This is a genomic window from Fibrobacter sp. UWB16, assembly GCF_900215325.1.
In the GTDB taxonomy this organism is placed as follows: Bacteria; Fibrobacterota; Fibrobacteria; order Fibrobacterales; family Fibrobacteraceae; genus Fibrobacter.
Genome location: NZ_OCMS01000002.1, coordinates 252,937 through 277,792, shown reverse-complemented (window position 1 = coordinate 277,792; position 24,856 = coordinate 252,937). Strand labels below are relative to the sequence as shown.

23 protein-coding genes are annotated in these 24,856 nt (G+C 48.9%); 12 read left to right on the top strand and 11 right to left on the bottom strand.

From position 1 onward, the window contains the following. Nucleotides 1-11: 11 nt before the first annotated feature. The 6 genes from CRN95_RS06585 to CRN95_RS06560 all read right to left on the bottom strand — a co-directional run bounded on the left by CRN95_RS06585 (nucleotide 12) and on the right by CRN95_RS06560 (nucleotide 6,651). Complete coding sequence (locus tag CRN95_RS06585) at nucleotides 12-2,891, bottom strand: MBG domain-containing protein (protein WP_097020424.1); 2,880 nt, start codon at nucleotides 2,889-2,891, stop codon at nucleotides 12-14. Between the two features lie 207 nt (nucleotides 2,892-3,098). Then, nucleotides 3,099-3,545: a 50S ribosomal protein L9 gene (rplI, locus tag CRN95_RS06580; protein ID WP_012820326.1), complete on the bottom strand. Its 447-nt coding sequence runs from the start codon at nucleotides 3,543-3,545 to the stop codon at nucleotides 3,099-3,101. Nucleotides 3,546-3,561: 16 nt separating this feature from the next. Beyond that, nucleotides 3,562-3,813, bottom strand: coding sequence for a 30S ribosomal protein S18 (gene rpsR / locus CRN95_RS06575; protein WP_012820327.1), 252 nt, complete (start codon nucleotides 3,811-3,813; stop codon nucleotides 3,562-3,564). Next, nucleotides 3,813-4,184 carry a 30S ribosomal protein S6 gene (gene rpsF / locus CRN95_RS06570; RefSeq protein ID WP_073423210.1) on the bottom strand — a complete coding sequence of 124 codons (372 nt, stop codon included), beginning with the start codon at nucleotides 4,182-4,184 and terminating at the stop codon, nucleotides 3,813-3,815. Before rpsF ends, rpsR begins: the two co-directional genes overlap by 1 nt. 123 nt (nucleotides 4,185-4,307) lie before the next feature. After that, nucleotides 4,308-5,489, bottom strand: a complete 1,182-nt coding sequence (locus CRN95_RS06565; RefSeq protein WP_097020423.1) for a hypothetical protein — start codon at nucleotides 5,487-5,489, stop codon at nucleotides 4,308-4,310. A 166-nt stretch (nucleotides 5,490-5,655) separates the two neighbouring features. Further along, the gene (locus tag CRN95_RS06560; protein WP_012820331.1) at nucleotides 5,656-6,651 is read right to left on the bottom strand and encodes a tryptophan--tRNA ligase; all 996 of its coding nucleotides are present in this window, start codon (nucleotides 6,649-6,651) and stop codon (nucleotides 5,656-5,658) included. A gap of 126 nt (nucleotides 6,652-6,777) precedes the next feature. On the opposite strand from CRN95_RS06560, the gene CRN95_RS06555 reads away from it, so the two are divergent. The 4 genes from CRN95_RS06555 to CRN95_RS06540 all read left to right on the top strand — a co-directional run bounded on the left by CRN95_RS06555 (nucleotide 6,778) and on the right by CRN95_RS06540 (nucleotide 11,697). Beyond that, nucleotides 6,778-7,938 carry a ribonuclease D gene (locus tag CRN95_RS06555; protein ID WP_088660427.1) on the top strand — a complete coding sequence of 387 codons (1,161 nt, stop codon included), beginning with the start codon at nucleotides 6,778-6,780 and terminating at the stop codon, nucleotides 7,936-7,938. A 53-nt stretch (nucleotides 7,939-7,991) separates the two neighbouring features. Next, on the top strand, nucleotides 7,992-8,546 hold the full coding sequence (locus CRN95_RS06550) for a 5-formyltetrahydrofolate cyclo-ligase (protein ID WP_235002918.1): 555 nt from the start codon (nucleotides 7,992-7,994) through the stop codon (nucleotides 8,544-8,546). An 85-nt stretch (nucleotides 8,547-8,631) separates the two neighbouring features. Next, a complete protein-coding gene (locus CRN95_RS06545; protein ID WP_097020422.1) occupies nucleotides 8,632-9,726 on the top strand; it encodes an RNA methyltransferase in 1,095 nt (364 codons plus the stop codon). A gap of 132 nt (nucleotides 9,727-9,858) precedes the next feature. After that, nucleotides 9,859-11,697 (top strand): CotH kinase family protein, encoded by a 1,839-nt coding sequence (locus CRN95_RS06540; RefSeq protein WP_235002917.1) that lies wholly within the window; start codon nucleotides 9,859-9,861, stop codon nucleotides 11,695-11,697. 103 nt (nucleotides 11,698-11,800) lie between these two features. Here the strand turns inward: CRN95_RS06540 and cysK are convergent, their stop codons facing one another. From cysK to CRN95_RS06525, 3 genes are all read right to left on the bottom strand, one after another. Continuing rightward, nucleotides 11,801-12,721, bottom strand: coding sequence for a cysteine synthase A (gene cysK / locus CRN95_RS06535; protein ID WP_088629391.1), 921 nt, complete (start codon nucleotides 12,719-12,721; stop codon nucleotides 11,801-11,803). A gap of 64 nt (nucleotides 12,722-12,785) precedes the next feature. Continuing rightward, nucleotides 12,786-14,192, bottom strand: coding sequence for a hypothetical protein (locus CRN95_RS15005; RefSeq protein ID WP_235002916.1), 1,407 nt, complete (start codon nucleotides 14,190-14,192; stop codon nucleotides 12,786-12,788). Next, on the bottom strand, nucleotides 14,185-15,018 hold the full coding sequence (locus tag CRN95_RS06525) for a TIGR02147 family protein (protein WP_097020420.1): 834 nt from the start codon (nucleotides 15,016-15,018) through the stop codon (nucleotides 14,185-14,187). Before CRN95_RS06525 ends, CRN95_RS15005 begins: the two co-directional genes overlap by 8 nt. A gap of 297 nt (nucleotides 15,019-15,315) precedes the next feature. Between CRN95_RS06525 and rbr the strand changes: the two genes are divergently transcribed. Continuing rightward, nucleotides 15,316-15,855 carry a rubrerythrin gene (gene rbr / locus CRN95_RS06520; RefSeq protein ID WP_085490822.1) on the top strand — a complete coding sequence of 180 codons (540 nt, stop codon included), beginning with the start codon at nucleotides 15,316-15,318 and terminating at the stop codon, nucleotides 15,853-15,855. Between the two features lie 81 nt (nucleotides 15,856-15,936). Here the strand turns inward: rbr and CRN95_RS06515 are convergent, their stop codons facing one another. Both CRN95_RS06515 and CRN95_RS06510 read right to left on the bottom strand, forming a co-directional pair. Further along, a complete protein-coding gene (locus CRN95_RS06515) occupies nucleotides 15,937-16,977 on the bottom strand; it encodes a polysaccharide lyase (RefSeq protein WP_097020419.1) in 1,041 nt (346 codons plus the stop codon). Between the two features lie 16 nt (nucleotides 16,978-16,993). Further along, entirely contained in the window at nucleotides 16,994-17,182 is a 189-nt protein-coding gene (locus tag CRN95_RS06510; protein ID WP_073423223.1) for a hypothetical protein, read from the bottom strand. Nucleotides 17,183-17,350: 168 nt separating this feature from the next. Here CRN95_RS06510 and CRN95_RS06505 point away from each other — a divergent pair, with 168 nt between their 5' ends. The 7 genes from CRN95_RS06505 (at nucleotide 17,351) to nudC (ending at nucleotide 24,675) form a co-directional block, all read left to right on the top strand. After that, nucleotides 17,351-17,554 (top strand): hypothetical protein, encoded by a 204-nt coding sequence (locus CRN95_RS06505; protein ID WP_097020418.1) that lies wholly within the window; start codon nucleotides 17,351-17,353, stop codon nucleotides 17,552-17,554. Between the two features lie 581 nt (nucleotides 17,555-18,135). Next, complete coding sequence (locus tag CRN95_RS06500; protein ID WP_074208888.1) at nucleotides 18,136-19,410, top strand: saccharopine dehydrogenase family protein; 1,275 nt, start codon at nucleotides 18,136-18,138, stop codon at nucleotides 19,408-19,410. A 3-nt stretch (nucleotides 19,411-19,413) separates the two neighbouring features. Continuing rightward, on the top strand, nucleotides 19,414-21,312 hold the full coding sequence (gene speA / locus CRN95_RS06495) for a biosynthetic arginine decarboxylase (protein WP_012820343.1): 1,899 nt from the start codon (nucleotides 19,414-19,416) through the stop codon (nucleotides 21,310-21,312). A 1-nt stretch (nucleotide 21,313) separates the two neighbouring features. Continuing rightward, nucleotides 21,314-22,132, top strand: a complete 819-nt coding sequence (locus tag CRN95_RS06490; RefSeq protein WP_088629395.1) for a glycosyltransferase family 2 protein — start codon at nucleotides 21,314-21,316, stop codon at nucleotides 22,130-22,132. A gap of 2 nt (nucleotides 22,133-22,134) precedes the next feature. After that, a complete protein-coding gene (locus CRN95_RS06485) occupies nucleotides 22,135-22,836 on the top strand; it encodes a glycosyltransferase (RefSeq protein ID WP_235002915.1) in 702 nt (233 codons plus the stop codon). Nucleotides 22,837-22,845: 9 nt separating this feature from the next. Further along, nucleotides 22,846-23,787 carry a glycosyltransferase gene (locus CRN95_RS06480; protein WP_088629460.1) on the top strand — a complete coding sequence of 314 codons (942 nt, stop codon included), beginning with the start codon at nucleotides 22,846-22,848 and terminating at the stop codon, nucleotides 23,785-23,787. A 54-nt stretch (nucleotides 23,788-23,841) separates the two neighbouring features. Continuing rightward, nucleotides 23,842-24,675, top strand: coding sequence for an NAD(+) diphosphatase (gene nudC, locus CRN95_RS06475; protein WP_088629461.1), 834 nt, complete (start codon nucleotides 23,842-23,844; stop codon nucleotides 24,673-24,675). The last annotated feature ends 181 nt before the right edge of the window (nucleotides 24,676-24,856 follow it).

Sequence of the window (24,856 nt, the reverse complement as noted above, 5' to 3'; positions counted from 1 at the left end):
AAGGTAAAAAGCTACTTGACGCGGATACGTTTCGCAGAAGAGCCAACGCGCACCATGTAAACGCCCGAATTCGAAACCTGAATTTCGAAATTAGAGGCTTCTACAGCACCCATGCGAAGGACATTACCCTGCATATCATAAACCGCATAACGATCGCCCACCTTAGAGCAGCTCACCTGAATGCGGTGGTTCATAGCAGAAACGCCAAAAGCGTTTACACGGCCAGTTTTTGCAATAGAAGTCTTCGGGCCAAACTCGTCAATCACAAGTGCGCCATCGACAGACTTTAAGAAACTGACCTGTTCAAAGTTCGGGGACGCATTGACAAAGTCATCAACGGAAAGGCCCATAGGATAACGTCCCATTTCCGTTGCCGATATAGTGAGTTCACCCTTATAGGCAACAAAATCCTTGGAATAGGAGAAACCTTCCGGCAACTTATCTTCATCGGACATCGGAATCAAGGTCACGTCAAACTTTTTCTCGACCGTAATTTCTTCGCCTGTATACTTGGCATAGACATCTTCACCAAAGATGGCTACCGTAATACGCTTGGGATACGGCTTAATCGTAAAGTGTCCCTGTCTAATCTTCATGAGATAATTCGGATTGTTATTTCCCGAAGAAATCGTTGCAGAGATACGATACGTAGAATCCATACCATCAGAATCCTTAAGCACGTTTTCGCCCTTTTCGCGAGCCACATTAATACCCGGCAACTGATCGCCGTCCAAGAGTCCCGAAATAGTGTACGTAAACTCAGCAGGATCCGGTTCACTATAGATCTTTTCAGCATCGTCAATCGTAATCGTCACAACCTTCTTATTCACCGTCAATGCAGCAGCCTCATAGCTACTTACAACGTAATTATTATTGGACGGGCTCTGCTGATCAAATGTAAGTGTATAATCGCCAGCAGGAAGAATCCCAGTCTTATTGAGAGAGACATGGATATTGTCCAGTTCATCGCCTGCGATAAGACTATCGACAGTCCACTTGAATTCACTCGGAATAGCATCGCCGTAAGTAATGGTATCAGCAACAGCCGAGACGATAACCTTCTTCGGCGTAATTTCCAAAACGCCATCTTCGACATCAAATGTCACACTCTTATAATTCTCGGACGTATTCGTAAAGTCAGCCTTAGAAAGGCCCATAAAATACTTGCCGGCGTCCTTACCAGAGATGACGGAATCACCCGAGTAAGTAACATACTTAAGAGAATAAGCTTCATTATTGGTCGTGATTTCATAGCCCTTCACAACCTGTTCTTTGCCGTTATACTGTACCTTATTGCTCTTGCCCTTTACAGAAACAACGATAGCATCATCATTCGGAGAAATCGTTAACGAACCACCGTCAGCAATAGTCACAACATAATTCGGGTTCGCCTCTTCGTCTACCGTTACAGAGATTGGATAGATGCCAGCGTTTTCGCCCTTTTCACGTGCAAGAACCACACCATTAAGTCCGGCCTCTACCCCGTCAAACGAAGCAAGTGTTTTTACGGTATAAGTCAATTCCGGATCTTTTTCACCAAACTTTTTCGTGAGGTCCGTAACCGTCAAAGTTACCGGTCTCGGATTGATGGTTAAAGAACCAGGAACAATCGTCAGCTTGTAGTTGGTATTGGAACCTTCAGCAAAAGAGAGGCTAACCTTGTAAGAGCCCACATCTTCGCCCTTGGCACGAGTAATCGACGGGAGCTCGAGTTCTTCGCCTTCCGTCACGAGACCTTCGGTGGTAAACGTAAACTTGGGATCTTTGTCACCATAATTCTTTTCGAACTTGCCTACAGTCGCCGTTGCAGCCTTCTGCGTAACAGTAAGCGAACCGGCCTTTGTCGTCACAGTGTAGTTGGAATTTGAGGAAGCCTTTACGCTAGCCGTAATATCATACTTTCCAACATTTTCCAATCCAGTTGCGGAGCACTTGGCGCAAGAAAGTGTAACATCCTTCAGCTTATCCGTGCCAACAAGACCAGTTGCCTTGTAAGAAAATTCCGGAGTTGCTTCACCGTAGACTTTAGAGACATCGCCAACAGTCACAGTCACAGCGGCAGGCTTAATTGTCAACGTTCCCGGAACAACTGTTACAGAGAGTTCCGTTGGCTCAGGGTTAGCGACAGAAACGTTAATAGGATACTTTCCAGCATTTTCGGACCCTTCTCTTTTTATAGAAATCTTACCAATAGAAGCAAGTTCATCCTTAGTCAGAGTTCTAGACATGGAGTATGTGAAATCCGGGTCATCCTTACCATATGTTTTTGAGAAGTCATCTGCAGAAATGGTCACCTTTTTCTTTGTAATGACCATATAACCTTCATCTTCTACGCTTTTTTTAGAAACCTTAAAATTGGGCAATTCCTTCTTCAATAAAGCATCTACACCTTCAGCAAAACCAATTGCGTACTTAATTGTATCGCCATCTTCATTGAAGATATCTTCACCTTCAGCTCTTGTCAAAGTAATAAGAGTCGGCAGCTTTTGCTCCAAACGAGCAAGGGTGTCACTATTGACATTCTTGACTTCTTCAAGGTTCCATTTAAATTCAGGATCCTTTTGACCCTTTTCCTTTTCGCATTTAGGAATTGTTATGTAGATACCCTTACGAGCAATTGTAAAACGTTGTTCATAGGCATTGCCACCATAATTGACGATAACAACACCTTCGTTATCACCAGCGTTTATATTTGTGCCATAACGGACTGTATATCCAGAAGCACTGATTTCTTCATCATCGCAAATAAGTTTGGATACAGTCGGTTTAATCTGTTCACCCGAAAAAACAGCCGTCGTAGTAGACAATTTTATAGAACAGTCAGCCGCCGCCAAGGCGTTCGAAAACGTTGCGGATACAGCAAAAGCCAATAAAGCTAATTTTTTTAACATAAACCACTCTCTTTTTTAATTAACCATACCCAATTAATCAAACCCATTGAAAAATATATTTTTTTGCTTACGCTTTTTCAACTACACAAACCGTTAAAACGTTGTAAAAAGGCACCACAAAGACTTAATACAACAGAAAAACCGCCCCCGATTGGGAGCGGTCCGTAAGATTTTCAGTGGAACTGAAGAAAATTACTTCGTTAGAAGTTACTTCTCTGCGACCACCCAAACCTTGACCTGTGCTTCAACGTCGCTGAAGACCTTGACAGTCACGGTGTAGACACCGAGCTGCTTGATCGGTTCAGCAAGGTCGATCTGAGCACGGGAAACCTTGACACCAGCCTTGGTGATTGCTTCAGCGATGTCACCTGCGGTCACAGAACCGTAGAGACGTTCGCCTTCAACAACGCGGCGTTCGAGGTTGACAGAAACCTGTGCGAGCTTTGCAGCTACGTCACCAGCAGCAGCGAGTTCCTTCTGGAACTGAGCTTCAACAGCAGCGCGGTTGTTTTCGATTTCAAGCTTGGCTTCCTTAGTTGCGCGAACAGCGAGCTTACGCGGGAAGAGGTAGTTACGTGCGTAACCATCCTTAACCTTCACGACGTCGAGCATCTTGCCCAAGTGGGGGACGTTAGCCTTAAGAATAATTTCCATAGTCTAGTTCCTCCTATTAGCGCATGCTGTCCGAAACGAACGGGAGAATAGCCATCTGACGGGCACGCTTGATAGCTTCGTTCAGCATACGCTGATACTTAGCGGAAGTGCCAGAAATGCGGCGCGGGATGATCTTGCCACGTTCAGAGATAAAGCGACGAAGAGTCTTTTCGTCCTTGTAGTCAATGAACTTGACGTTGTTCTCGGTGAACCAGCAAGTCTTCTTGCGGCGGATGCGAGTAGCCTGCTTCTTATCTTCAAAAGCCATTATTCAGCCTCCCCTTCTTCTGCGTCAACCGGAACAATTTCTTCGGTGGACTGTGTCTGAGTCTGATCGTAGACGATTTCGCTCATCGGATAATCAGCGAGGGTCATCCAACGGAGAACGTTTTCGTTCAGCTTCAGAGCGGCTTCCATAGCAGCGACCGTTGCAGCTTCTGCCTTGTAGTAGAAGATGACATAGTAGCCGTGCTGGCGCTTGTTGATAGTGTATGCGAGCTTGCGCTTGCCCCAGTCGTCACGGCGGAGAATTTCGCCGTTGCCGCTGGTGATGTTCTTGCCGATGGTCTCGACTTCAGCCTTGATAGCGTCGTCAGAGATCATAGCGTCGATGATCACCATCGTTTCGTATTGTCTCATAATGAGTCCCTTTGGTCTATCGCCCGGAAACCGACATTGGCTCCGGGAGGGTTCCGAATATTTCGGTGCGCCTAATATAGAAAAAAGAGACTTGCGTTGTCAATCCGCAGGGGGTGGTCTAGGCTAAATTCCAAACTGTAAACCGACAAAACCGGCTAAAGCCCACTCCCCGACACCGCGATTAAAGTAGCGCTGGAAGACCATTTCAAACGAAATCCAGGTCGAACGGAGGTTATTGCGAGCCCAAGGCCACACTTCGTGCAAATTGAAAGCGATTCCCGGACTGAACGAGACGAGCTGAGCCCAAGAAAAGTTGAATTCATAGCTAGCGCTGCCGGTGAAACCAAGATACCGCGATACGGCAACACCCATGCCTATTTCAAAGCCAAGCGTAAAGCCATCAAGCGAAAACATCTTTTCGCAGTTATTTTCCGCCTTATCTTTTTCTTCGGACTTATTTTCGGAGGAATCCTCAGAAGATTCTTCATCCAAAGAAGAATCGTCAGCGTTCCTCGCCACCTTGGTCGAATCATCACCATGGTTTCCATGAATACCATCATGCAGTTCCTTACGGAACTCGGAAAGGTCCGTCGTTTCCAGTCCTAACAAAGTAGATGCATAAAAGTCCGCTCCAGAAAACGCTTTGTGGAATCGAACATTCAAGCGATAGCGCTGATACATGAGCATCACATCTTGGTCAAGCGTTCCGCCAAAGAAGCGTACATCAAGCCCTCCAGAAATGTAATCCCTATAGTGGTATTCTAGTTGGCCTTGCCATACCCCTAGGCAGTCGCAATCCTTGGAGGCGTTGAAAAGCCCGGCACCGACACCGACAGAAATGCCGCCGCCCAAAAACGCAGACTGGTGCGGAAGCGGAATGTTGTACACCTCAGGCTTTTCCTGAGGCTTCGCCGATTCGGGCATGACAACATAGACAGTATCGACAACGGTATCGCGAACGACTTCGCTTTTGTTTACGGAGTCTGCGACGGAAGTTGCCGAGATGGCGGGATTTGCAAAATTCGTGGAAACGTCAGCCGAGTCTGACTGCACTGCGGAATCCAAAGCCGCAACTTTGAGATTCTCAGGATTTTTCAAAGCTTTGCGAGATGCTGTATTGCGAGACTTTGCTTTACTAGAAGTCCTGCTAGAGGCTTTGCTAGATGCCGCGGATTTAGCCGACTTTTGTACAACAACTGCGGACTTCGCTTTTTTCGTCTTAGCGCTAAAACGAACCGCACCGGAGCCTTTGGCTTCGGCATAGACGTTCAAAATCAGCAACAGGACTAAAAAAAGAATTCGCACGACTGTAATTTAATAAAATCAATTGAAAAACGCAAAAGCTCCCGGAGGAAAATCCGAGAGCCTTGTAAAATGATTTAAAAGGGAGATGCCCGGTTCCTTCGACTTCGCTCAGGACAGGCTCCGCCGGGCATGACAAAAGTAAAAGCCGAGCGGTCTATTAGTCGCCTTAGTATGTACCAAGCAAATGACGCACGCGGTCCATCATGACCTTGGCCTTCGCGCGTGCGCGTTCCTTACCATAAGCGAGAATCTTTTCGATTTCGTCGGTATGGTCGAGCAAGTAAAAGTACTTTTCGCGAGCGGCACCGAGATGTTCTTCGAGGACGTTCTGGAGTTCCTGCTTGGCATGACCCCAGCCCATGCCGCCTGCACGGTAGCGTGCTGCAAGAGCTTCGGTCTGTTCCGGCGTTGCAAAGAGCTTGTACAACTTAAACACATTGCAAGTATCCGGATCCTTCGGTTCTTCAATGCCCTGGGAGTTCGTCACGATCTTGCCGAGACGCTTTTTGAGAGCCTTCGGTTCAAGGAAGATGTCGATGTAGTTGTCGTAGGACTTGCTCATCTTGCGGCCGTCAAGGCCCGGGATGACACCAGTGGATTCCTGGAAAACCGGTTCCGGGACGGTGAACACATCTTCGCCAAAGTGCTTGTTGAACTTGATGGCGATATCGCGAGCAAATTCGACGTGCTGCTTCTGGTCCTTGCCTACCGGCACAATGTCGGCGCTGAACATAAGGATGTCGGCGTCCATGAGGCACGGGTAGCAGTAAAGGCCCATGTTCACATTGGAGTCCACATCAACACCAGCGGCGGTGTTGGCTTCAACCTTAGCCTTGTAAGCGTGGGCGCGGTTCATGAAACCCTTCGGCGTGAAGCAGCTGAGAGCCCAGCTAAGTTCAAAGATTTCAGGAATATCGCTCTGCTTGTAGAACAGGGATTCTTCCGGGTTGAGACCGAGAGCGAGCCAAGTTGCTGCGACCTTGTAGATATTCGCACGCATTTCGGCGCCGTTCTGCACAGTCGTCAAAGCGTGATAGTCCGCAATGAAATAGACCGTGTCATAAGTCTTCGTAAGTTCAAGAGCCGGGCGGATTGCGCCCACATAGTTGCCGAGATGGGGAGTGCCCGTCGGCTTGATACCGGTAAGTGAAATCTTTCTCATGGCGTGCAATTTAGGAAAATTTCAATGTGCGTTACAGCACACTTGCGTGGGGAAAGTGCTGTGTTGGGGTAAATTCGGGGGAAAAATAGCGCGCTATCAATTTCTTTTATTACATTTCCTTGTCAAATGATTAAAGACGAGAAATACATATTGGTAGATAGTGAAGAATCGCTCGCAAACTTGCTTGCTGATTTGGAGCTTTATGACATGGCCGCTGTCGACACCGAGGCGGATTCCATGTACCATTACACGGCTCGTCTCTGTCTTATCCAGATCACCATTGGCGAACACCATTATATTGTGGACCCGCTTTGTGGGCTGGACCTTGCACCGCTGTTCAAGGCACGTGCAATGCAGACGCTGATTTTCCACGGTGCAGATTACGACCTCAGACTTTTGTGGCAGACTTACGGCTTTTCGCCGAAGAGCATTTTCGACACGATGCTTGCCGCAAAGATTTTGGGCGAACAGCACCTCGGGCTTGCCGATTTGGTCAAGGAATATTTTGGCGACGAGCTCAAGAAAGAAAACCAGAGAGCCGACTGGACGATTCGACCACTTTCGCTGGACATGTGCGAATACGCCATCCACGATACGTTCTACCTTCACGAACTTTGTGCCATTTTAGCAGAAAAGCTGCAACAGGCCGGTCGTATGAACTGGCTCACGGAGCAGTGCAACACGCTTATCGAACACGCAAGGACCCCGAACGCCCCGAAAAAAGACCCGTGGCGCATTACGGGTTCCAGCATTTATGGCCCCTGCGCATTGAACATCCTCAAGCACTTGTGGGAATGGCGTGAAAAGCAGGCCGAAGAACTCGACCGTCCACCTTATAAGGTGATGCAGTCCGAACTGATGCTTGCGATTGTGAATGCCCAGAATTCACATTTTCCGGAAGTCAGCGAAACGTTCCTGCCAAAGCTCCCCCGCAATTTCAAGGGAGACCGTCTGGAATCGTTCTTGAACATGCTCCGCACAGCTATGGCCGTCCCGGAATGCGATTGGCCGATGCGCCTCCCGAAGGCTCCACCACCGCCAGTCATCCCGCATTCGGACTTGCTCAACGCGCTTAAAACGTGGCGTGACGAAAAGGCCGAAGAGCTGAAAATTGACGCTGCGCTCCTCGCAAACAAGTCTCAGTTGATTTGGCTTGCCGCTCCGGGGAACATTCCGTGGGAAAAGCGCTACGAAGAAGCGCACTTGATGCACTGGCAGCAAGGCCTCTGGAACGAGATTTTACGTGACAAGTTGCCAACGGCAAAGCGCATTGGCGACGAAGAATAGAGCCTCAAAATAAAGGTTTTTAAATGGCCGCGTCCATCGTTATTGTAATCTTAGTGTTGCTGATTTTCGGCAGCAGCCCCATCGTTGAGATGATATTGAAGATGCGTCGCATGAAAAAGGGCGATGACATCATCAAGGAACCGTGGCAGGAAATTCACGACATTCCGGGCTACCACGATGCAAGGAACATCGCTGCTTTTTACCCCATGAAGGGCGAGCCGAATATCATGCCGATTCTCGAGGAACTTGCCACCGAGGGACGCCTTTTGCTCCCAAAGTGCGAGGGCGAAGGCATCATGCACTTCTACAAGATTGCAAACCTCAAGAAGGACCTGGTCAAGGGGCACTATGGAATCATGGAGCCCCGCGAAGGCATCGAGAAGTTTGAAGGCGACATTCCTGTGTTCCTGGTCCCAGGCGTAAAGTTCAATTGGGACGGGAGCAGACAAGGACACGGCAAGGGATACTACGACAGGTTCCTCGCCAAATACCCTAACGCATTTAAGGCAGGGATTATGACTCCGGCGCAACTTTCCAAGGAACCGCTAGAGCAGAAAGAAACCGATGTGAAGATGCACACGGTCATCGCCTGCCGAGAAAAGTATTAACCGACTCAACATTGGCGATCCCGGAATAAATCCGGGATGACAACGCAAAAGAAAAAGTCTTTAACAAATCACGGAGATTCACAAAATGAGTTTCAATAATGACGACAGCCGTCGCGGTTTTGGTAACGATCGCAAGCGCCACTTTGGGCGCACAGCACGCCCCACTTTCGATGAGGCGAAGTTCAACCGCGAACATCCGGACGAACCTGAACGCGCACCCGAACGCCGTGGTGGCATCGGTAGCCAGGCACACCTCCGTCGCGACCGCGACAACTTTACAAACCGCCCGAGCCGTTTCGACAGTGACCGTCCGAGCTTTGGCGACCGCCCGAAGCGCTTTGAAGGCGAGCGCAATTTTGGCGAACGCCGCGAATTTGACAAGAGCCGCGCCAATCAGGAAAACTTCGTGCCTGCAGTCGGTGATGCCGATGCTGCCCCGCAGGTCGCCGTCGGTGGCATCAAGGAAGTCGAAGAACTTTTGAACAAGAACCCGCTCCAGGTCCACCGCGTACTCTTCATGCACAAGTCCGGCAACCCGAAGCTCTATGAACTCCAGAAGCTCGCCAAGCGCGCCCATGTACACGTGCAGCAGGTTGATTCCAAGATTCTCGACAGCTACGCCCGCCCGAACCACGGCGTCGTAGCCCTCATGAACGAGAAGGAACTCCTGAACTGGATGGACGTCCGCGAAGAATTCTTCAAAGCCCGTGACACGGGCGAAAAGAAGCTCATCGCCGTTGCCACAAACATCGAAGACCCGCGTAACCTCGGTGCTTGCATCCGTAGCTCGCTCGCCTTGGGCGTCGATATTTTGCTCCTCCCCGCAAAGGGCATGTGCGGCATTACCCCGAGCGTTGCCCGCACTTCCGCAGGCGCACTCGAAAAGCTCCGCATCTGCCGTCCGGACAACCTTGAAGGCGCTATCGGCGAACTCAAGATGGCCGGCTACCAGATTCTCGGACTCGATGCCGATACCGAAACAAACCTCGCCGGATTCGACTTTGCAGACCACGTGGTGCTCGCCGTCGGTGGCGAAGACGTAGGCCTCCCCCCGTTCATCAAGAAGCAATGCGACGCCGTACTCCGCATCCCGATGAAGCCCGAAGCTCATTCGTACAACGCATCTGTAGCCCTTTCGCTCGGCCTGTACGAATACGCCCGTTTGTGCATCAAAGCATAATTTGCACAAAACGCGCGAAATTAGCCGTTGTAAAGTTGTAAACACAAACAACGTGTAAACAGAAATAAACGCACCCTTTCAACGAGGGTGCATTTATTTTTAGAAGAGATGGATAAGGAGTGTGGATACATTATGCTAAAAAAAGCCCTATTATCGTGTTGCTTTGCGGCAGGGATGTCCCTTGCGCAAACGTACGACTTACCGATTCTTTTCGTTGATACCAAAGGCAAATGCCTTGACAAAAATGTCACCGAAAAAATTCCTGCAACAATGCGCGTGCTCGACGGGAAAACAAATTCCGTTGCAGACAGTGCCAAAGGTACGCTTTATGACATTGGCATCAAGGTAAGAGGGCAATCATCCGCCTTGTTCCCGAAGCCAGGCTATGGCGTAGAAGTCCGTGACGAAAAAGGTGAAGGTCTTGACGTCAGCCTGTTCGGGCTCCCGCCTGCAGACGACTGGGTTTTCCATGGTCCTTATGTAGACAAGAGCATGATGCGAAACGCTCTTGCCCACTGGCTCTTTAGACAAGCAGGCCACTACAGCCCACGCACTAAGCATTTTGACTTGTACATCAACGGCGTTTACCGCGGCGTGTACGTGCTTATTGAAAAAATCAAACGCGGCAAGTATCGCGTGAACGTGAGCAAGCTTAAAGAAACCGACATCGCAGGCGATAGCCTCACCGGCGGCTACATTTGGGCTTTTGACAAAACGGGCACCAACACCGGTGGCGCAGGCAGTGGCCCCATCGAAAAGGAAGGCTTTAACACTTCTGACGGTTTAAACGTCATTTTGCACTACCCCAAAAAGGAAAACATCCAAAAGCAACAGGAAGATTACCTGAAAAAATACCTGAACGATCTTGAAGGCTTGTTCAAGAACGGCAAGAACGGTCAAGGCTATGAAAACTACGTGGATATGACATCGGCTCTGGACTATGTCTTGCACGAAGAAGTGACGAACAACGCGGACTCCTACTGGTGCAGTTTCTTCTTGCACAAGCCAAAGGACAAAACCGACAAGAACGGAGTCAAGACGGAAGGCAAGGTAACACTTGGCCCGGCTTGGGACTTTAACCTCGCCATGAGTAATGGCAGCCAGCCCGAAAATGGCGGAGGCAATAACGGCGGTGGCATGTGGGGCGGCGGCTTCGGTGGTGGTTTCGGTGGTGGCGGAAACGGCTTCGGAAGTTCCGGCACAAGCGGCTGGCAAATCGAAAACAGCCAAAAGTCAGGCAATGGTGGCATGTGGGGCATGGGTAGCTCCCTCAAGGCCCCAAACTGGCTCCTTGGCATGTGGAAGGACAGTCACTACCAAAGTGAATTGAAGAAACGCTGGGCAGAACTCCGCAGTGGCGTTTGGCACACCAAGACTTTGGATCTCTACCTCGATTCCATGAAGACGTACCTCAAGAACGCAGCTGACAGAAACTTCAAACGTTGGCCGAACTTGGGCAAATCAAGCGGTCAGAACGATGCGGACCCGCAGCCAATGAAATACTGCAATAGCAGCAGTGGCGGTGGCTTTGGCATGCCTATGGGTGGCTACAACGCAACCACGTGGGATGGAGAATTTGAACATCTCCGCAAGAAGATGAAAGAAAGAATGCAGTGGATGGACGAACAGCTTGGATTCAAGGAACCGGCCTCCCCCATTGCGATGGCTCCTGTAGATCCGTCAATCCATGAACCCGATTGGCAGAACGACGGCAAGGACAAAGATTCCATTCCGATGGGCATCCGCTATGACGATCTCAGCAGACTGTCCCCGACAAACTTCTTCGTGGTCATTGGCAACTATCTCGAAATCCACACAGATATGGGTGGCAAGTTTGCTCTAGTCGATTTGAATGGTGCTGTTTTGTACAAGACCCAGATCAAGGCGGGAACGACCAATATCGATATTCCGTCCAAGGCAAGAAACAAGCACTGGATAGCAACGCTTAACGGCAAAATGCTTTCTAAATAAACTTCTTAATGAATTCCTCACTTAATAGAAATGCCGGCTCACGGGAGTCGGCATTTTCCTATTCATGGATGATGCCCGCGCGGTGGCGGGCATGACAAAATAATTACGTGTTCCAGAGCCAAGTGCTGAGGTAACGTTCGCCAGTATCCGGGAGCACAGCGACAATGCGCTTGCCCTTGAATTCCGGGCGCTTCGCGACCGTAAGCGCACATTCGAGAGCTGCACCCGACGAAATCCCAACGAAAATTCCTTCTTCAGCAGCGGCAGCGCGTGCGGCGTTCCCCGCCTTCTCGGTGCTTGTGAGATACACTTCGTCAATCACCTTCGGATCGTAATTCTTGGGGACAAAGTTTGCTCCAATTCCCTGAATCTTGTGCGGCCCTGCATAACCCTTCGAAATCATCGGAGAATCGTCCGGTTCAATCGCAATTACATAAATGTTCGGATTCTTTTCCTTGAGGAACTTTGCCGTGCCAGAAACGGTTCCGCCCGTGCCTGCAGTCGCGATAAACACGTCCACCTTGCCATCCGTATCGCGCCAAATTTCTGGACCGGTCGTGCGGTAATGCGCTTCAGGATTTGCAGGATTGTCGAACTGCTGCGGAATGAAGCTACCCGGATTAGCGGCTGCGATTTCGTTTGCCTTTGCAATGCAGCCAGCCATGCCCTTAGCACCTTCGGTCAGCACGACTTCGGCACCGAGCGATTTCAACAGCATGCGGCGTTCCATGCTCATGGAATCCGGCATCGTGAGCACCACCTTGTAGCCCTTCACTGCACCTACGTAAGCAAGGCCCACACCCGTGTTACCGCTCGTCGGTTCAATAATGAGCGCACCCGGCTTGAGCTTGCCTTCTTGTTCGGCACGTTCAATCATGTTCAGCGCCACGCGGTCTTTTGCGCTACCGAGCGGGTTGAACATTTCGAGTTTCACATAGACTTCGGCATCGCCCTTGTTGAGCTTGTTGATGCGCACCAGCGGCGTATTGCCAATCGTTTCGAGAATGTTGTTATAAATAGCCATAAAAAAAGTTCTCCGTACTGTACGGAGAACAATCTAGAATTATTTATAGAAAAATTGCAAGTTATCAGTCTACAACGGGCTGCACAAAAGTTGCAAACGCATTCCTGAACAAGTTTTTCTGTTGACCCAAAATTCCGTCAAATGTTATGCCCGAGAAATTCTTGACGGCACACGCAACAGCCACATCAGCCATAAATGCCGGACCATATTCATAGAAGGAACCACTGGTAGCTTCACATTCCGTTCTGAAAGTGTCTATAAGCAGACTTGCATAAGAACCAAGCGTAGCTCGCACCAAATAAAGTATAGAGAATTCAGAAACTTGAAGAGTCGTTACAGAAATATAGCCCTGACCACCATAATATACATCTAGCGGAAGAACCATAGAGCTTTTTACACCTTTTTCTTCGCGATATACATCTATCTCGCTGCGTTCCGAACCATCACCACGGACATAGTATTCTTCCTGTTCGGTTGTAAAAGGATATTCCGCAACATAACTTAAAAAAAGCGTCATGCCATCAATAGCATCAGTCTTTGTCTTTTGAGGATAAGCTCTTGCAAGGCTATCCAAAATTGAACGTTCCGCATCAGACACATTCAAAGCATCAACATTTGGCTTGATGACAAAAGAACGATTAGAATTCGTATCTACACCAATGGCGGAATAAGACGGTAATTCCTGACGCGGATCCACGGGCTTCATCTCCAATTCATTGCACTTTTTCCCTGTTTCTTCCAAGCATTTAATATTGGGATCAACGAAACTACTCGTCGGCTTATTTCCCGTACTTGAACTAGACATATCGCGAGATGTCGAAGACGGAGTTGTAAAACGCCCCGTCGTTGAGCTTGCACCTTTGGAAATAGCGTTGCACACATTCCCCGAGAATTTCGAGAAGCTCTTGAAGAGTTCATTGAAATCGACGGACGCTTCTGCAGGTTTAGTCGAGCAAGTACCAGGAACATTATTCGTGCATATTGTCATACCAACGGCTCTATCATCAAAACAATAGGCCGTCACATTGCCATTTTCATCACAGGATTCCGTTTTATTGTTTCCATTGTAAATAAACACCATGGATTCGCACGAAGCGACAAATTCCGCAAGCACGCTATCACAAGAGCTTCCAAAGTTTTTCATTTCTATGGAGTTTTCAACAAGGCCATCATTCACCTTGAGTTTTGCCTCATAAGATTTTTCATCTGCCGTACAAGCGGCCTCAGCACCATTTTCTTCGCCATAGACAGAAATATCGACATTGTCGACATTCATCACCTTTGTCGCTTTGGTGGAAAAGACAATCTGAGAAGGTCCATTCATCGAATTGCTACTGCCGTTTGCTTTCGACGAACTGCTGTTTTGAGCAACAGCATTATCCTCAATCGCAGCTCCGCTGACATTGTTGTCGGTACAGCCCAATAGAGCGAGAACACTCGCCACCATGGTGAATTTAATTACGTTATTCATGAGACTCCTCCTCGACCTTTTTTGTTAAAGGAAACAACTGAAGATTCAGTCGATAAACTTGGTTGATGTTTTCATATTCGGCAGCGATGTTTGCCACCTTGCGTACAAACGCGTCCAGCTCCTGCGAAATGCGGGCGTAGGCTTCTTCGCAAAGCCCAAGCGTTGCACCCGTGAAATGACGTTCTTCAATCGGGAACTTGTCGATAGCCGTTCTCGCAAGCGATGCCATTTCTTTGTGCATGCCGCGAACCGCAATGGGAAGCGATTCTTTTGTGCCGATGACAGTCTTTTCCGTCTGCACATAAGTATGTTCCGCCTCGCGCTTGAGAAACCCCGTCTGCACCAGGAATGCCAGCGAGTCACGTACCTGTTCTGCCGAAATCACCTGATGGCAAGTTTTCGCCATTTCGAGCGGGCGCTTTCCAGGCATCATCGGAGCGAGTTCGCGAATCGTCGGATTTTTCCACGATTCATAGAATTCAAAAGATTCCGCATCGACAACGCGCACTTGATGCTCGCGAGCAATCTTCTGCATTTCAAGAAGCGCCTCTTTTTTCACGGAGTCCTTCGTTGCATTGCCGAACTTGACCATTTGTGTGAAGTAAGCAAACTCGTGCCCCGCAAGCCCCATCGCATGTGCGACCTGTTCCATCTTGACGAAACTCAAGCTGCTCTTGCCTTCGCAAACAAGCTTTAGGTAAACCGGCGACTTGAACCCCGCCAGCTTGGAAAACTCACGCCACGAAAATGCGCTCGTCCTTTTACGCTCTTCGTAAAAGTCCTGCATGTACAGGCGGTAATCCTTATATTCTGTTATCGGTTTCATAAGCAGTCTTTAGTTATTAGTCAATAGTCATTGGTTATAACATTCGTTCTTACATGTATAAATTTAAGTTTCTAGCGAACTGCACGCAATATTAAAAATGATACAAAATTAAAGAAAATTGCAAATTTTTAATGATTTTTATAAATATTTTTCAATTTTAAAATCTAAAAGATACACAACGTATCATTAAACCCAAACAGCTTACTCCAACTTATTACAAAAATGTGTCACAAAAGTTTCCACACCGCAACAAAATGAGTGTATATTAAAGTAAACCTATCAACGAGGAAGTTTATTATGGCAAATAAATACGCTGGTACCCAAACCGAAAAGAATTTGGAAGCAGCTTTCGCAGGCGAATCCCAAGCCCGCAACAAGTACACCTACTTTGCAAGCCGCGCCAAAAAGGACGGTTTTGAACAGATCGCTGCATTGTTCCAAAAAACCGCTGACAACGAAAAGGAACACGCCAAGCTTTGGTTCAAGGAACTCGAAGGCATCGGCGACACCGCCCAGAACCTGAAGGCTGCCGCCGAAGGCGAAAACTACGAATGGACCGACATGTACGAAGGCTTCGCGAAAACCGCCGAAGAAGAAGGCTTCACCGCTCTCGCCAAGAAGTTCCGCATGGTCGCCGCCATCGAAAAGATGCACGAAGAACGCTACCGCGCCCTCCTCAAGAACGTGGAAACCGCCAAGGTCTTCGAAAAGAGCGAAGTCAAGGTTTGGGAATGCCGCAACTGCGGACACATCGTGGTCGGCACAAAGGCCCCGGAAGTCTGCCCCGTTTGCGCTCACCCGCAAGCCTACTTCGAAGTCCACGAAGAAAACTACTAAGAGCCGAGTGTCGCAGCAAGATGCCGCGCAACTCGTCACAGTTAAATTTACAATACAGGCACCGGAGAAATCCGGTGTTTTTTATTGCACAACTTTTACGAGTCTGCCGTTCTTGATCGGCTGCGTTTTGGATTCAGTGTGTAGGCCACGACCAATTCGCGAGCCGTTAACACGATAAATTTCAATAGGCTTTGAGACTGAACGGCGATTTTCTCGCCATAAACGTTTATTCAAGCCAACACCGCCCGCGTTGTCAAGCGACACAGCGATAGAATCGGTCGAAACAGTAAAGTTGTCAAATCGGATAAAATTATCGTGTGTCGGAGCCCATTCAGCACTACTCCCGCCATGGAACGTGGAAAGATAGAACTTATCGACATGCAAAGTATCATAATCGCGGAGTCTGAGCGTATCGACATCCAGCACAAGCTCGCCATCAAGCCACGCCTGCACGCGACCGTTCTTGTCGCCTTTTCCGGGGGCCGACACGGAGTTCATTGAGACTTTATTTACAATGCGGTGCCACTTGCCCACGGTAAATTGCGCCTGCGGATTTTTACCGCCGAAATCCCACTTGAAATCATCGCCGTATTCAGAATGTTGCCCCATGAAGTAAATCAGCTGAACAGCGTTCCCGCCCTTGCGCCACATAATTCGCGCACTCCAGCCATCCCCCGTTTCGGGCATCGCGTTCCCCGTGTAGCACTTACCGCCACATAGCCCCGGAAGCTTACCTCCCAACTGGAATTCAAAACCTTCCTCGAAGAAAATATCGTACGCACTCCACATCGTATCGGCAGTTTTCACAAGTGGCTGGATGATTTGTGCCGCACACGCGGGAGTATCATTGTCATTCGGACCAACGCAGCCCTTGGGGTACTTGAGTTGCAACACATTGCCATGCGCCTCGCCGTCATAGACAATCATGGAATTTTTGCCGTTGTTCTTGTCCATCGCATACCACCAGCTTTTATCCGTGGTGTTGCGCTTGAAATCTTCCTTAGCCTCAGCATTGCCGTAAACGCCAACTTCGCGATTTTCGAAGTTGACAAACGAGACCGTATCCGCTGTTTGAGCAAAAGCAGCAGAAGCGCAAAGCAAGAAGAACGCGTACTTATTCATATTCCGAAGAATGAATTTAGGATTTTTTCGTCATTTTGCCACCGGCGATAAGCACTAAAAAGGCGGCACCGCCTACACCCACAATTTTCTTGATATCGCTCCAAAATTCGCGACGTTTTTCGCTACAAGATTCGCAAAATTTTTCAGAATCCGCGGCTTTATCGCAGCCGCATTTTTTGCATTTGTTCCACAATTTCTGAAGCATAGCCAAATTCCTTAATCGTTGGAGGTTATCGTGAGGTCTTTTTAAAATACCATTTTTTGTTAGGAATGGGAGTAGTGGGGATCACAATTTTGGGGGGATGGCTTTCTTAACCTAGCATTTATATATTTACAGAGGTATTTTAAAGGCGATGCCAAGGAGCAGTTCAAAATGGATTTCAAGAAATGCAGCGAAGTTTATGGATACAAGTCCATTGCCGAAGTCGAAGAAGAAGAAATGGCGGAAAAGATTGCTCAACGTGATCGTGACTGGATCGATGCCATGTTTGCCAATGGCAAATTAACTGATGAAGACATCTCTAGCATTTCGGGCGTTCCGCTAGACGAAATCCAAAAGCGTAGAGCGCAACGCTAAACAGTCCATTTGAAAATGTCCACGGTGATAAAGCCGTGGATTTTTATTTAGTTCATCTATGGTAAAATTTCAACGAAATACGGAAAATGTTTAGATATTCCGAATTTGATTGAAAAGTTTTTAAAGAAACGACTACAAATTTGAATATTTGTAGTTGTTTTATACAGATAAATTGCGTTAGGGATAGTGACCACGGTGTGGCGGAGACTTGCACAAGCAAGGCTCCGTTCTAGGAGGTGAGCGGCGAGCGTAGCGAAGGCGGTTGCCCCTAGAATATAGCCCGACCTTGCCCGTGGGCAAGGGAACGCCCCAATGGCAAGACTTTACTGGATTCTATCGCTCCTTACAGTCGCTCCAGAATGACGCTGTCGATGCGCGTTTTTGAAACTTGACTGGATTGGGCTAAAGCCCCCATGACGCAATCGAAGCGCATTCATGAAACTTGACTGGATTCTTCGGGCTTTGCCCTCAGAATGACGAGATGCAGCACTCGTCTTTTACTACATTTTCCATAGTAACATTCTCTACCGGGATCGCCATCCCGATGGATTAACTCTCAACAAATGAGGAACAAACAAAAAATGGCAAGAGCATTGATTATCGGTTGTGGCGCCGTTGCCACAGTTGCTATCAAGAAGTGCTGCACCTGCAGCGAAGTTTTTAGCGAAATCTGCATCGCCAGCCGTCATCGCGAAAATTGCGAGAAGTTGGCTCAGGAACTCCGCCCGAATACGAAGACGGTCATCACGACTGCCGCCGTGGACGCTGACAAGGCCGAGAACGTCTCTGCTCTCATTAAGCAATACAAGCCGGACCTGGTGATGAATATCGCTCTCCCCTACCAGGACTTGGCCATCATGGATGCATGCCTTGAATGTGGCGTGAACTACATGGATACGGCTAACTACGAGCCGGAAAATATCGACGATCCGGAATGGCGCAAGGTCTACGACAAGCGCTGCAAGGAAAAGGGTTTTAGCGCCTACTTCGATTACAGCTGGCAGTGGGCTTACAAAGAAAAGTTTGAAAAGGCTGGTCTCACGGCATTGTTGGGTTCCGGCTTTGACCCGGGTGTTTCTCAGGCATACTGCGCCTACGCCTTGAAGCACCAGTTCGATACGATTGAAGAAATCGACATTCTCGACTGCAATGGCGGCGATCACGGCTACAAGTTCGCAACGAACTTCAACCCGGAAATCAACCTCCGCGAAGTTTCTGCTCCGGGCAGCTACTGGGACACGGACGAGAACGGCAAGGGCCATTGGGTTGAAATCCCGGCCATGAGCATCAAGCGTGAATACAACTTCGCACAGGTCGGCAAGAAGGACATGTACCTCCTCCACCACGAAGAAATTGAATCTCTCGCCCAGAACATTCCGGGAATCAAGCGCATCCGCTTCTTCATGACGTTTGGCCAGAGCTACCTCGACCACATGCGTTGCCTCGAAGACGTGGGCATGCTCAGCACGCAGCCGATCAAGTTCCAGGGTCAGGACATTGTTCCTATCCAGTTTCTCAAGGCTCTCCTCCCGGACCCGGCAAGCCTCGGTCCTCGCACGGTGGGCAAGACGAACATCGGTTGCATTTTCAAGGGTACTAAGGATGGCAAGCCGAAGACTTACTATCTGTACAATGTTTGCGACCACCAGGAATGCTACAAGGAACTCGGCAGCCAGGCTATCGCCTACACGACTGGCGTTCCAGCCATGTGCGGTGCCATGATGGTGCTCACGGGCAAGTGGAACAAGCCGGGTGTGCATACGGTCGAAGAGTTCGATCCGGATCCGTTCATGGAAGCCCTCACGAAGTACGGTCTCCCGTGGAACGAAGATTTCAACCCGGTACTTGTGGACTAGGCAATGAAAAAATGGCGCATTGACGATTCCCGAGATCTTTACAATGTAAAGGGCTGGGGCGTAAGTTACTTTGACATTAACGACAAGGGTCATGCGACGGTTTCGCCAATCAAGAACGGCGGTCCGAGCATCGACCTTTACGAGCTCGTGCAGGAACTTTCCTTGCGCGATGTTTCGACTCCTGTGTTGTTGCGCTTCCCGGATATTCTGGACAGCCGCATCGAAAAGATTCACGAGTGCTTCACGAAGGCGACGACTGAATATGGCTACAAGGGTGGCCATTACAGCATCTTCCCGATCAAGGTGAACCAGCAGCGTGCAGTCTTGGAAGAAGTGGTGAGTCACGGTTCCAAGTTCAACATCGGCCTCGAGGCAGGTTCCAAGCCGGAACTCCACGCGGTGCTTGCGAACATGGAAAATCCGGACGCGTTGATTATCTGCAACGGCTACAAGGACGAAGACTTTATCGAGCTTGCTCTCCTCGCACAGAAGATGGGCAAGAAGATTTTCATTGTCGTCGAAAAGATGAACGAGCTTCACTTGGTTGTTGACTTGTCTCGTCGAATCGGCGTGCGCCCGAACATCGGTATTCGCATCAAGCTTGCAAGCTCCGGTAGCGGCAAGTGGGAAGAATCCGGCGGATACCACAGCAAGTTCGGTCTGAACAGTTCTGAACTTTTGGAAGCTCTCGACTACATCAAAGAAGAGAAGATGGAAGACTGCATGAAGCTCATCCACTTCCACTTGGGTAGCCAGATTACGAACATTCGCCATATCAAGAATGGACTCCGCGAAGTGTCGCAGTTCTACGTTCAAATTAGAAAGATGGGCATGGGCCTTGAATTCGTGGACGTGGGCGGCGGCTTGGGCGTCGATTACGATGGCACGCGCAGTTCTAACGCAAGCTCCGTGAACTATTCCATCCAGGAATACGCAAACGACGTTGTGTACGCGATGTTCGAAGCATGCGAAAACGCCGATGTTCCTCACCCGAATATCATTGCGGAATCGGGCCGTGCACTTTCGGCTCACCATTCCATCTTGGTGTTCAACGTGCTCGAAACGGCTGGCCAGGCATTCTTTGACGAAAGCGTTCATGAAATCAGCGATGACGCTCCGGAAGCGTTGAAAGACTTGTACGGCATTTACAAGAGCCTTTCTCCGAAGAACTTGCTCGAAAGCTGGCACGATGCCATGCAGATTAACGACGACACCTTGAGCGGTTTCAAGATGGGCGACGTGGATTTGCAGACGCGCGCTATGAGCGAACGTTTGTTCTGGAGCATCGCCCGCAAGGTGGACTTGCTCGCACGAGACTTGCGCCATCCGCCTTATGAATTGAGCGAACTTCCACGCTTGCTTGCCGAAAAGTACTTCTGCAACTTCAGCCTTTTCCAGAGCCTCCCGGACAGCTGGGGCGTGGATCAGGTGTTCCCGATTATGCCGATCCAGCGTTTGGACGAAGAGCCGACGATTGAGACGACGATTCAGGACGTGACTTGCGATAGCGATGGCAAGATTGACATGTTCGTTCGCGGTGGCGAAGTGGCACGCACCATTCCTCTCCACCCGATCAAGAAGGACGAACCGTACTTTATCGCGGTTTACCTCGTCGGTGCATACCAGGAAATCCTCGGTGACCTCCACAACCTCTTTGGCGATACGAACGCTGTGCATATTGTCTGCAACGACAAGGGCGGCTACGATATTGACAAAGTGATTGACGGTGAATCCGTGGAAGACGTGCTCGACTACGTGAACTTCAGCGACAAGGCTCTTGTCCGCAACATGGAAAACTGGGTCACGCGCTCTGTGAAGGAAGGAAAGATTACGCTTCAAGAAGGCAAGGAATTCTTGAACATCTATCGTTCCGGACTTTACGGGTACACGTATCTGGAATAGGATGCTCCAAAACAATTACAAGATTGCGGTTTTGCTTGCTACGTACAATGGCGGCAAGTACATCAGGGAACAGCTTGATTCTCTGTTCCAGCAATTTTGTAAACAGTTCCATTTGTATGTTCGTGATGACGGTTCCTCGGACGATACGATGAAAATCGTCGGGCAATTTCGCGAAATGTATCCCGATAGGGTTACAATTTTGAAAGACTCGCAAAAGCACAGGGGTGCGGCGAAGTCTTTTATGTATTTGCTCGAAAATGTGGATTCCGAGTATTACATGTTCTGCGACCAGGACGATATTTGGTTGCCGGAGAAAATCGAAAAGACATTTGCTCGGATGAAGGAAGTCGAAGGGACCGCGCCAGTTCTTGTTGCGACGGATTTAAAAGTTGTCGATGAGCAGCTCTCCCCCATCAAAGAATCGTTCAACGAAGATTTGAAAATTGACGTTTTCCGCAAGCACCCGGAATTAATTTGTGTGCGTCACGTGGTCACCGGTTGCACAATGATGTTCAACCACGCCGCAAAATTGGCAGCACTCCCAATGTCTCCTCGCGCAACCATGCACGATGAATGGGTAGCCCTTTGCGTCCACTTCAAAGGCGGAGTCATCTCGATTCTCGATGACGCGACGATACTTTACCGCCAGCATACCAGCAACACGCTTGGCGCAGAGCAAGCTCGCAAAGGATTTTTTGCACGTGCCATCGCCCGCACAGGGCAAAAACAGTTCTTCCAAGTCGCAAAATTGCTCCACAAGGATTTCGGATTATCGTACTTAAAGTTCTTGATGTACAAAATTTTGTATAGTTGGTTCTAGGTATGAGAAGAAGCATTTGCATGGCGACCTACAACGGCGCCAAATACATCAAGGAACAGCTGGACAGCATTATTCCGCAGCTTAGGGAAGATGACGAGCTCATCGTTTCTGACGACGCTTCGAAAGACGACACATTGAAAATCGTCCAGAGCTACAACGATTCGCGAATCAAGATTTTCCACAACGAGAATCACGGCGTTGCACACAACTTCGAAAACGCCATGCGACAGGCCACAGGCGACTTGATTTACTTTGCCGACCAGGATGACGTCTGGTTGCCGGGCAAGCTCGACAAGATGGAAAAGTTCCTCACAGAAGGCGGCTACGACACAATTCTTTGCAACTGCTCGCTCGTCGACGCCAACTTGAACGTGATCAAGGAACGCCATTACGACGAAAAATGGCCGATGAAGAAATCACTTTTGCGAAACATCATCAACAATTGCTGGCTTGGCGCTTGCATGTGCTTTACTAAACAAGTGAAAGACGCTTGCATGCCGTTCCCGCCAAAAGTCGTCGCACACGATTTGTGGGTCTCGTATTACGCACAAAAGCATTTCAAGTGCGGCTACCAGGACGAAGTTTTGCAGCTTTACCGCCGTCACGAAAACACAGTCTCGTTCACGGGCGGCAAGAGCACGAACAGCCTTTATTTTAGAATTGCATACCGCGCTTACCTCGCGTGGCACATCCTTTGGCGTTAGGTGTTGAGCATGAAAATTTGCATTACACTGGCGACTTATAACGGCGAAAAGTATCTCGCGCAGATGCTCGATTCTTTGGTTGCGCAGACGAGACCTGCCGATGTTATAATTGCAGTGGATGACGGTTCCAAAGATTCTACATGCGAAATCTTGGAACGTTACAAAGACAAGCTCCCGCTAGAAATCACAAAGTTTGAGAAGAACAGAGGGCATCGAGCATCATTTTCAACGGCATTGGAAAAAGCAAGCGAATTACTCGCTGACGATGATTTGATTTTCCTTGCCGACCAAGATGATATTTGGCTCCCGAATAAATTAGAAGTTATGAGCCAGAAGATTGGCGACAAATCCATGATTTTTGGCGATGCCGAAATTATTGATGGAGAAGGAGTCGTCACAGATTCATCTTGGCGAAAGAAGGCGTGCATTGTTGAGCACTTGAGCCAACAAGCGCTTCTTACAGGCTACACGAATGTAACCGGTTGTATGGTTGCTTTCAAGGCAAGGCTTTTGAAGACAGTGCTCCCGATTCCGCAAGACGTGCCTGTACACGATCAATGGATTACACTTTGCGCCACTGTAGAAAACGGCTACCGCGCTATTGCAGATAAAGTTATTCAATACCGCATTCATGAGAGCAACGCCATCGGCGAAGGCAACAAGACATGGAGCGAAAAACTCCAGACGAATTTGCAATGGGCAAAGGCTGTAAGAGGCTCGGACATTTTCGAAAAGTTGCCAGACGAGAGCCGCCGATTCTTGGACAAGTTCATTCAATTCATGAAATTGCGCTTTAGCCATGCGTTTTTATCGCCTCTATGGTTCCCGTGGATTGTCAAAAACGCTCGCAACATTTACCCGCAGGTTACAAGCGCCACCCAAATGATTGGACGAATTTTATTCTCTTTTGTCGGCGTTTCAACCGCTAAAAAATTCTTCAAGAAAAAATAGATGGCAAATTTTGTCCGCCATGACGAACAACAACCAATAACTATTGACTATCCTATGATTCACGAAATTGCACCGCACAAGCTGAATAACGAATTTAAGACCATTGAACCCAAGCCCACCGATTACTTGATTATTTTCAATGGCGAGCAAACGCTTTTCAAGAAAGCGGGTGAAGATGTTTACGAAATACCACGAGTGCGCGACTTCCCTAAATGCGAATGTCATTACTTGATCAGCATCGACGGTGACGCTTATTTCTTGTGCAATTCAAACTTGCCTGAAATTCCGGAAGGTTACGAGTTTCGTGGCAACCGCACATTCCGAACGCTCGAAAATCATTTGGAACGCCTCGGCGGTGCAACTTCCGCACACATCGCCAAGTGGGAAAGTTTGAACAAGTTCTGTGGTAAATGCGGATGCCTCATGAAGCGAGGAATCAAGGAACGCTCCATGATTTGCCCGAGCTGCAAGAACACTGTCTACCCCAAGATTTCGCCGGTCGTGATTGTCGCTGTTCGCAACGGCAATGAGCTTTTGATGGCACGCAATTTGGACAATCCGGACAAGACGCGCATGTTCCTCATTTCGGGATTTGTGGAAATTGGCGAATCGCTCGAACAGGCAGTCAAGCGCGAAGTTCTTGAAGAAGCGGGCGTCCGCGTGAAGAATATCAAGTACTTTGGCAGCCAGCCGTGGCCGTTCTCGGAATCGCTCATCTCGGGCTACACAGCCGAACTTGATGGCGATTCAACCATTCACATGCAAGAGGCGGAACTCGCTTGCGCCACTTGGGTCAAACGCGAGGACATTCCCGAATACGACACGAGCGTGAGCATCAGCAGTTGCTTGATCGAAAACTTCCGCTCGGGATATACGATTAAGGAATAACGCAACGACAAGAAATTACTGGATTCTGCTCCTTCGAACCTAATTCAACTAAGGCACTAATGTGCCTAGTTTCATATATCACCCTTACAGGGTTCAGGATGACGAGTACAGAAAAGCGCGGCCGAAAAGCCGCGCATTTTCAATAAAAAGGCGACCCCGCAACAAGTGCGGGGTGACAGAC

Excerpts from the sequence above, each read along its gene's own strand:
- CRN95_RS06585 (WP_097020424.1), bottom strand. The coding sequence starts at position 2,891 with ATGTTAAAAAAATTAGCTTTATTGGCTTTTGCTGTATCCGCAACGTTT.
- rplI (WP_012820326.1), bottom strand. The coding sequence starts at position 3,545 with ATGGAAATTATTCTTAAGGCTAACGTCCCCCACTTGGGCAAGATGCTC.
- rpsR (WP_012820327.1), bottom strand. The coding sequence starts at position 3,813 with ATGGCTTTTGAAGATAAGAAGCAGGCTACTCGCATCCGCCGCAAGAAG.
- rpsF (WP_073423210.1), bottom strand. The coding sequence starts at position 4,184 with ATGAGACAATACGAAACGATGGTGATCATCGACGCTATGATCTCTGAC.
- CRN95_RS06560 (WP_012820331.1), bottom strand. The coding sequence starts at position 6,651 with ATGAGAAAGATTTCACTTACCGGTATCAAGCCGACGGGCACTCCCCAT.
- CRN95_RS06555 (WP_088660427.1), top strand. The coding sequence starts at position 6,778 with ATGATTAAAGACGAGAAATACATATTGGTAGATAGTGAAGAATCGCTC.
- CRN95_RS06545 (WP_097020422.1), top strand. The coding sequence starts at position 8,632 with ATGAGTTTCAATAATGACGACAGCCGTCGCGGTTTTGGTAACGATCGC.
- CRN95_RS06540 (WP_235002917.1), top strand. The coding sequence starts at position 9,859 with ATGCTAAAAAAAGCCCTATTATCGTGTTGCTTTGCGGCAGGGATGTCC.
- cysK (WP_088629391.1), bottom strand. The coding sequence starts at position 12,721 with ATGGCTATTTATAACAACATTCTCGAAACGATTGGCAATACGCCGCTG.
- CRN95_RS15005 (WP_235002916.1), bottom strand. The coding sequence starts at position 14,192 with ATGAATAACGTAATTAAATTCACCATGGTGGCGAGTGTTCTCGCTCTA.
- CRN95_RS06525 (WP_097020420.1), bottom strand. The coding sequence starts at position 15,018 with ATGAAACCGATAACAGAATATAAGGATTACCGCCTGTACATGCAGGAC.
- rbr (WP_085490822.1), top strand. The coding sequence starts at position 15,316 with ATGGCAAATAAATACGCTGGTACCCAAACCGAAAAGAATTTGGAAGCA.
- CRN95_RS06515 (WP_097020419.1), bottom strand. The coding sequence starts at position 16,977 with ATGAATAAGTACGCGTTCTTCTTGCTTTGCGCTTCTGCTGCTTTTGCT.
- CRN95_RS06510 (WP_073423223.1), bottom strand. The coding sequence starts at position 17,182 with ATGCTTCAGAAATTGTGGAACAAATGCAAAAAATGCGGCTGCGATAAA.
- CRN95_RS06505 (WP_097020418.1), top strand. The coding sequence starts at position 17,351 with ATGGATTTCAAGAAATGCAGCGAAGTTTATGGATACAAGTCCATTGCC.
- CRN95_RS06500 (WP_074208888.1), top strand. The coding sequence starts at position 18,136 with ATGGCAAGAGCATTGATTATCGGTTGTGGCGCCGTTGCCACAGTTGCT.
- speA (WP_012820343.1), top strand. The coding sequence starts at position 19,414 with ATGAAAAAATGGCGCATTGACGATTCCCGAGATCTTTACAATGTAAAG.
- CRN95_RS06490 (WP_088629395.1), top strand. The coding sequence starts at position 21,314 with ATGCTCCAAAACAATTACAAGATTGCGGTTTTGCTTGCTACGTACAAT.
- CRN95_RS06485 (WP_235002915.1), top strand. The coding sequence starts at position 22,135 with ATGAGAAGAAGCATTTGCATGGCGACCTACAACGGCGCCAAATACATC.
- CRN95_RS06480 (WP_088629460.1), top strand. The coding sequence starts at position 22,846 with ATGAAAATTTGCATTACACTGGCGACTTATAACGGCGAAAAGTATCTC.
- nudC (WP_088629461.1), top strand. The coding sequence starts at position 23,842 with ATGATTCACGAAATTGCACCGCACAAGCTGAATAACGAATTTAAGACC.